Annotated in this window: 7 protein-coding genes and 1 pseudogene; 7 read left to right on the top strand and 1 reads right to left on the bottom strand. The window is 73.7% G+C overall.

All coding sequences use genetic code 11. The annotated features are described in order from the left end of the window. Positions 1-5: 5 nt before the first annotated feature. The 4 genes and pseudogenes from ABZW11_RS16895 to ABZW11_RS16880 all read left to right on the top strand — a co-directional run. Positions 6-59: pseudogene (locus tag ABZW11_RS16895) on the top strand (hypothetical protein); the annotation flags it as partial. Positions 60-105: 46 nt separating this feature from the next. Next, positions 106-939: a BTAD domain-containing putative transcriptional regulator gene (locus ABZW11_RS16890; protein ID WP_355417704.1), complete on the top strand. Its 834-nt coding sequence runs from the start codon at positions 106-108 to the stop codon at positions 937-939. Positions 940-982: 43 nt separating this feature from the next. Then, on the top strand, positions 983-1,144 hold the full coding sequence (locus ABZW11_RS16885; protein WP_355417701.1) for a hypothetical protein: 162 nt from the start codon (positions 983-985) through the stop codon (positions 1,142-1,144). A 48-nt stretch (positions 1,145-1,192) separates the two neighbouring features. Further along, on the top strand, positions 1,193-3,925 hold the full coding sequence (locus ABZW11_RS16880) for a LuxR C-terminal-related transcriptional regulator (RefSeq protein WP_355417698.1): 2,733 nt from the start codon (positions 1,193-1,195) through the stop codon (positions 3,923-3,925). Here the strand turns inward: ABZW11_RS16880 and ABZW11_RS16875 are convergent. Continuing rightward, positions 3,922-4,632: a hypothetical protein gene (locus ABZW11_RS16875; protein WP_355417695.1), complete on the bottom strand. Its 711-nt coding sequence runs from the start codon at positions 4,630-4,632 to the stop codon at positions 3,922-3,924. The two genes, ABZW11_RS16880 and ABZW11_RS16875, sit on opposite strands and share 4 nt — an antisense overlap. A 253-nt stretch (positions 4,633-4,885) precedes the next feature. Between ABZW11_RS16875 and ABZW11_RS16870 the strand changes: the two genes are divergently transcribed. The 3 genes from ABZW11_RS16870 to ABZW11_RS16860 all read left to right on the top strand — a co-directional run bounded on the left by ABZW11_RS16870 (position 4,886) and on the right by ABZW11_RS16860 (position 7,316). Next, positions 4,886-5,443, top strand: coding sequence for an MFS transporter (locus ABZW11_RS16870; protein ID WP_355417692.1), 558 nt, complete (start codon positions 4,886-4,888; stop codon positions 5,441-5,443). Positions 5,444-5,541: 98 nt separating this feature from the next. After that, entirely contained in the window at positions 5,542-6,096 is a 555-nt protein-coding gene (locus ABZW11_RS16865; RefSeq protein ID WP_355417689.1) for a copper chaperone PCu(A)C, read from the top strand. Then, a complete protein-coding gene (locus tag ABZW11_RS16860; protein WP_355417686.1) occupies positions 6,093-7,316 on the top strand; it encodes a Dyp-type peroxidase in 1,224 nt (407 codons plus the stop codon). Before ABZW11_RS16865 ends, ABZW11_RS16860 begins: the two co-directional genes overlap by 4 nt. Positions 7,317-7,327 lie beyond the last annotated feature (11 nt).

Raw genomic sequence — 7,327 nt, 5'->3', positions numbered from 1 at the left:
GGTGCCTGGACGTCAACGGCGGCGGCACGGCCGACGGCACCGCGGTCATCACCTGGAGCTGCAACGGCCAGAACAACCAGAAGTGGCGCATGAACCGGGGCGGAGGTGGCCGTCGCGGTACGCGAGCGCATGCACGCCATCGGCTGCCGGGCACTCGACGACCGCATCGACGCGCTGGTCACCCGCGCCGCTCCCCCACGTGCCGCCAAGATCGTCATCGAGACGATGGGAACGTTCCGCGTGCTGCGCGGGGCGGTGCCGATCCCGCGTACGGCGTGGCAGTCGCGCAAGGCGCGTGACCTGCTGAAGATCCTGGTCAGCCGCCGGGGGAGCGGCGTCAGCAGGGAGCGGCTGGTCGAGATCCTGTGGCCTGGGCAGGAGGGCGAGGCGGTCGGGCTGCGGCGGCTGAACGTCATGGTGTCCACGCTGCGTGCCGTGCTCGATCCGGGGCGGGAGTGGCCGCCCGACGAGATCGTGGTCTCGGACGAGGGCGCGTTGCGGCTGGAGTTGGCCCACGTCGATGTCGATGTCGAGAAATTTCTGGATCTGGTGGGGGAGGCCGTGCGGCTCGACCAGGCCGGACGTACGAGCGAGGCCCTCGAACGCTGGGCGGCCGCCGAGACCGCGTACGGCGGTGACTTCTGCGAGGAGGACCCCTACGCCGACTGGGCCGTCGGGCTGCGCGAGCAGGCGCGGCTCGCGTACGTGCACGCCGCCGCCAGGCTGGCCGAGGCGCGCGCCGCCGAGCACCGCCACGACGAGGCCGCCCGCTACTGGCTGCGGCTGCTCGAACGCGACCGCTACGACGAGCGCGCCCACCTCGGCCTGGTCCGCGTCCTCGACCGGGCGGGCCGCCGCGGCGACGCCCGCCGGCGCTACCGCCTCTACGCCGAGCTGATGCGCGAGCTGGAGGTCGAGCCCGCGCCGTACCCGGCCTGACGACCTGAACCAGACCTGAACCTGGCGGCGAGATCGTGCTCGCATGAGAACGGTCATCGTCCGGCTGGTCGAGCCGGAGCAGTCCGGCGGCCAGCTCCGCGGGCTGCTCGAAGAGGTGGGCGGCGAGCCGGTGCCGTTCAGCGGTGCGGACGCGGTCATCGAGCTGCTGATGGACGCCGCCGGGCTGACCCGCGATCCGGCCTGAACCTGCCGCGAACCTCGCTCATCACCATCGGTGGTGAGAGGAGGCACGATGAGCGAGCAGGGGAGCGGATGGCCGTTCGTCGGGCGAGGGGGATCGCTGAGGGCCGTACACGACGCGCTGCGGTCCGGCACGGGGATGATGATCGCCGGCTCGGCCGGGGTCGGCAAGAGCAGACTGGCCGCGCAGGCACTGCACGGGCTACGGGGCTACGGGGTCGTACGCGCGCAGGGCACGGAGACCGCGTCGATGATCCCGTTCGGGGCGTTCGCGCACGTCCTGACCGGGCCGCCGCGCGGCGGCGAGAACCTGCTGCGCTGGGCCGCCCGCCACCTGCGCGACCAGGCAGGACGCGGCGGGCTGCTGGTCAGCGTGGACGACGCGCATCGGCTCGACCCGGCGTCGGCGGCGCTGGTGCACTACCTCGCCGGCAGCGGCGAGGTCAGGCTGCTGGTGACCGTCAGGTCGGGGGAGCCGCAGCCCGATCCGGTGACCGCGCTGTGGAAGGACGAGCTGCTCGAACGCATCGAGTTGCCGCCGCTGACGCCGGCCGAGGTCGGGCAGGTGCTCGCCGGGGCGCTGGGCGGGGAGTTGGCGCCGGCGACCGTACGGCGGCTGGCCCGCGTCTGCGAGGGCAACGTGCTCTACCTGCGCGAGCTGGTGCACGCCGGGCGTACGTCCGGCTGCCTGACCGAGCAGGACGGCGAGTGGCGCTGGCAGGGCGAGCTGTCCATGACGCCGCGCCTGCGCGAACTGGTCGGCGACCGCATCGGCCACCTCGACCAGGACGAGCGCGAGGTCCTGGAACTGGTCGCGTTCGGCGAGCCGCTGGGCCTCGACCTGCTGGCCGGGCTCACCTCGTCCGGCGCGGTCGAACGCGTCGAGGCCCGCGGCCTCATCGTCACCGTGGACGAGGGCAGGCGCGAACAGCTGCGGCTCGGCCACCCGCTCTACGGCGAGGTGGTCCGCGGCGACTGCGGCACCTTGCGTGCCAGGCGCCGGCTGCGCATGCTGGCCAAGGCGCTGGAGGCCACCGGCCTGCGGCGGCGCGAGGACGAGCTGCGCGCCGCCGTCTGGCGCCTCGACAGCGGCTCGGTCACCGACCCCGGCATGCTCACCTCCGCCGCCCGGCTGGCCTGGGGCCGGCAGGACCCGCGCCTCGCCGAACGCCTGGCCAGGGCCGCCATCGAGGCGGGCGCCGGGGTGGCGGCGGTGGCCGTGCTCGGCGAGGTGCTCATGGTGCTGGGCGAGGCCGGGTCGGCCGTCACCGCGTTACGGCGGACCGCCCGCGACGCCGTCACCGAGAGCGAGCGCGCCCAGCACGCCCACAGCCTCGGCGTGAACCTGGCGTGGGCGGGCGCGGACGCCGAGGCGTGCCACGTGCTCGACGTCGCCGCCGCCACCCTGACCGACCCCCGGTGGCGGCAGGAGGCCCACGTCTATCGGGCCGTGGCCGACTGCTTCGCCGGGCGGCTCAGTGCCGCTTCCCGGGCGCTCGACCTGGCCAGGTCGTGCCGGCCCGGCACCGTGCGCGGGCGCGTGCACGGGGTCGCGCTGGAGGCGTGGATCCACGCGTACGCCGGGCGCGGCGAGCAGGCTCTGGTCGTGGCCGGGCCCGCCATGGAGACGCTCGACGAGTGGCGGGACGAGGCGCCGCACGCGCTGCCCACCCTCCTCGACGCGCTCTGCGCCGCCCAGACGTTCACCGGGCGGCCGGCGGAGGTCGACCGCATCGCATCGGGCGGCATGAAGCTGCCCGCGGTCGAGCTGTCCATGACCGGGTTCGGCGCGTACCGGGCGATGGCCGCCCGGCTGCGCGGCGACGCCGCCGAGGCGCTGCGGCACTGCCGCGAGGACATCGGGCGGCTGCCCGCGCGCGAGCCCTATCTGGGGCGCTGCCTCGCCGAGCAGGCACACGCGCTGGCCCTGCTCGGGCGGCTCGACGAGGCCGAACACTCCCTCGCCGAAGCCCACCGCCTGACCGCCCGCTGGGCCTTCACCCGCCAGCACGCGCTGCACGCCGCGGTGTGGGTGGCGGCGGCCGGGGGCGACGTGGCGGAGGCCGTACGGCGCTGCCGTGTGGCGGCGGAGCACGCGGAACGCCACGAACTGTACGGCCACCTCATGTTCGCCCACCACGACCTCCTCCGCCTCGGCGTCTCCCCCGTCCCCGTCCCCGGCTCTGGCTCGGGTCCGGTCGGCTCGGGTCCGGTCGGCTCTGGTGGGACTGGCCCGAGTCCGGCTGGTTTGGGTTGGACTGGCTTGGGTTGGACTGGCTCGCCTGGGGATCCCGAGCCGGGCTCGGCCGGCGAGCTGGCGGGTCCTCGGGCGGGGCGGTTCGGGGCGGTCGAGGGGGCGTTGGCGGTGTTGTTCGCGCGGCACGCTCGTGCTCAGGGCGATCCTGACGCGTTGCGGGCGGTCGCGAGCGAGTTCGAGCGGCGCGGCATGCTGCTGTACGCGGCGGAAGCCACCGCCCGGGAGGCCGCCGCCTACCGCGAGTCCGGGCGCGGCACTCTGGCGAGGGGTGCGCAGACCAGGGCGTGCGCGCTGGCCCGCCGCTGCACGGGGGTCTCCACACCGGCGCTGGTGCGGCTCGCCACCCCGGAGCTCACGCCCCGGCAGCGCGAGATCGTCCAGCTGGCGGCGGCCGGGCTGACCAACCGCCAGATCGCCGACCGCCTCACCCTGTCCACCCGTACGGCGGCGAACCATCTGCAGGCGGCCTACGACAAGCTCGGCGTCAACGACCGCACCGAGGCAGGCCGCCTCCTGACCGCCCTTTAGATGAGCTTGAGGAGGGTCTCGTACAAGGTGTCCCGCTCGCGCTCCGGCAACGTACGGTAGGCCTGACCGGCGCGCCGGTTCGTGTCCGCCTCGATGCCGGCGCGCAGCGGGCCGTCCACCAGCCCGACGATCTCGGCCGCGGACAGCCCGGCCGCCTGCCAGGCCGCGGCGTGCGCGTCGGCACGGTGGTAGCGCAGCACGGCCAGCCGGTTGAACAGCAGCAGCCCCGGCGACGCCCCATCCGGCTCGTACGGCGGTGCCACCAGCTCGAACGCACCCCCGGGCAGCCGGTCGGCCGTGTCGAGCACCCGGCCCACCAACTCGGCCGCCTCCCCCAGGTCACTGCCCGCCCAGACGCGGTCGACGGCGGCGGCGTGCACCTCGTACAGGCTGTGGATGAAGGCCCGGCCGTCGTCCGTCAATCGCAGCCCACCGTCGCCGTCCTCGGCCAGCGTGCCCTGACGCAGGTGGTCGAGGAGATCGGGCCCGGGATCGCCGTACCGGAACAACACATCCAGCCCGGCCCGGCTCAGCGGCCGTAGCGGCAGGCTGAACCGCAGGTCCGACAGAAGCCCTGAGGTGAGACCTGACGCCGTGGTGAGTTCGGCGACGGCTCTGGCGGCGGAGGCGTGCACGTTGACATGGGCGGCATTGATGACCGGGGCGATCGCCTCCGCGAACGCCGACAGTTCCTGATATTTCGGCATCGCCCCCGATTATCAGCCGCCAACCCCCACCCCGCACCCAAACCAGCCCATCCCCCGCCTGCGCCGGGAGAAGAGGTGGTGGTTCCACGTGAAACAGGGGCCGGACGCGGACCACCGCACCGGGAGAAGAGACCGTTGTTCCACGTGAAGCGGGATACGGGTCTGGGTGGGTCGTATCGGGAGGAGAGATGGTGGTTTTGCGTGATGCGGGATCGGGGTCCGGACCGACCGCATGGCGTGGAATGCTAGGCGCATGACGCTGCCGTTCCGTCTGGCCCGCACCGCGGTATTCGCCGCGGTGTGCCTGGGGCTGGGCGCGGCGGCGCACATGCTCGGCGGTGCCACCGTCCCGGCGGCGGCCGGGGTGGCGGCGTTCGGGCTGTCGTTCGCGGCGGCGTACCCGCTGGCCGGGCGCGAGCGGTCGCTGGCGGTGATCCTGCCGCTGCTCGCCGGCCTGCAGGTGCTGCTCCACCTGCTGTTCTCGCTCTCCCACGCCGTCCTTCCGCCGGACGGCCCCGCCGCCCCGCACCACCTGGCCGCCCACCTGCACTCGGGCCTGGTGCCGAGCCTCGGCATGCTGATCACCCACGGCTGGGCGGTCGGGCTGACCGCGTTGTGGCTGGCCCGTGGCGAGGCCGCGCTCTGGGCGCTGCTGCGCCGCCTGGCCGTACGGCTGCTGGTGCTGTGGCTGCCGCTGCTCATCACGCCTTTCTCCACCCCGCCGGCCACGACCGAGCCGCTCATCCTGCGCTCGGCCGTCCTGCGGCACGTCGTCACCCGGAGGGGCCCGCCGCGGGCCGTCGCCGCCTGACCTGCGGGTCGGGCACGACGTACTCCCCTCTTCATCAAGACGACCCACGCCGCCCGGCAGGGTCTGCTTCGGCATGCCGGGCGGAGAAAGGCATTCCCATGTTCTCTCGTCATGCCCTCGTGCTCGCGGCCGCCGCCGTGGCGCTGACCGCCTGCGGCTCCCCCACCAGGAACTCGGCCGCGCCGGCCGCCTCCTCGACCACGTCCGCCTCCACCTCCACCTCCGCTGCCGCGTCCGCGTCGGCCGTCGCCGCGACCGGCGGGCTGAGCATCACCGACCCTTGGGTGAAGACCGCCAAGAAGGGGATGACCGCCGCGTTCGGGACGCTGGTCAACGACACCGACCAGCCGATCACCATCGTGTCCGGCACCTCGCCGCTCTCCTCGGCGATCGAGCTGCACGAGGTGGTGGAGAACGACGGCAAGATGGTCATGCGCCCCAAGGAGGGCGGATTCGTGGTGCCCGCTCACGGCAGTCACCAGCTCCAGCCCGGCGGCGACCACATCATGCTCATGGGCGTCACCAAGGAAGTGCTGCCCGGCGCGCAGATCCCGTTCACGCTGCAGGTGCAGGGCGGGCAGCCGCTGGAGTTCACGGCCGTCGGCAAGGACTTCGCCGGCGGCGAGGAGGACTACCAGCCGGGGCACGAGTGATCTCCCGTCGCGGGCTGCTCGCCGGGGGCGCCGTCACTGCGGCCGGCGCCCTCGTGGGCTGCGCGCCCGACCCCTCCACCGCTACGACCGCCGCGCCCCAGTCCGGATCGTCCGTTCGTGACGCCGCCAGCACGTCCAGCCGCGCGGGCACCCCCGCCGGCACCCGCACCGGCGCGGTCGCGGCCGGCACCGGGACGGCGGCGCCGCGTACCGAGCCCTTCCACGGCCCCCACCAGGCGGGCGTCGCCACTGAGCCGCAGGCCCACGCCGTGTTCCTCGGCTTCGACCTGCTCCAGGACACCCGCAAGGAGGCCCTCGTACGGCTGCTCCAGCTCCTCACCGACGACGTCGCCCGCCTCACCCAGGGGCGGCCCGCGCTCGCCGACACCGAACCCGAACTGGCCGCGAACCCGGCCCGCTTGACCTGTACGTTCGGGTTCGGGCCCGGGGTCTTCAAGGTGGCGGGGGTGGATTCGCCGGTGTCGCCGCTGCCCCGCTTCGCCACCGACCGGCTGGACGAGCGGTGGAGCGGGGGAGACCTGCTGGTGCAGGTGTGCGCGGACGACAATGTGACGGTCGCGCACGCCGTACGGATGATCGTGAAGGACGCGCGGTCGTTCGCCCGCGTACGGTGGGTGCAGCGCGGCTTCCGTTCCGCCACCCGGCGCAACCTGATGGGCCAGATCGAGGGCACCGGCAACGCCACTGACCTGGACAAAGCCGTCTGGATCGGCCAGGGCCCGCTGACCGGCGGCACGACGCTGGTGCTGCGCAGGATCCGGATGGCGCTCGACACGTGGGACGCCGTCGACCGTACGGCCAGAGAGTTCACCATCGGCCGCCGGCTCGACACCGGCGCCCCGCTCACCGGCGCTGCCGAACGTGACGAACCCGACTACGCCCGCAAGAACCGGCTCGGGTTCCCGGTCATCTCGGAGTACGCCCACATCAGGCGCGCCCACGTGGCCGACCCGGCGTTGCGGTTGCTGCGGCGGCCGTACAACTTCGACGACGGCCTGACCTCTGAGGGCAAGCCGGACTCGGGGCTGCTTTTCGCGTCGTACCAGGCGGACATCGACCGGCAGTTCGTCCCGATTCAGCGCATGCTGGCCGAAGGCGACCTGCTCAACGAGTGGATCACCACGATCGGGTCGGCGATCTTCGCCATCCCCCCAGGCTGCACCCCCGGCTCCTGGATCGGCGAACCCCTCCTGACCTGACCACAGCCGCA

The sequence above is a fragment of the Nonomuraea sp. NPDC004580 genome, assembly GCF_040609855.1.
GTDB classification, from domain to species: Bacteria; Actinomycetota; Actinomycetes; order Streptosporangiales; family Streptosporangiaceae; genus Nonomuraea; species Nonomuraea salmonea.
The sequence above is the reverse complement of the archived record's forward strand: the minus strand, read 5'-3'. Positions and strand labels throughout refer to the sequence as shown.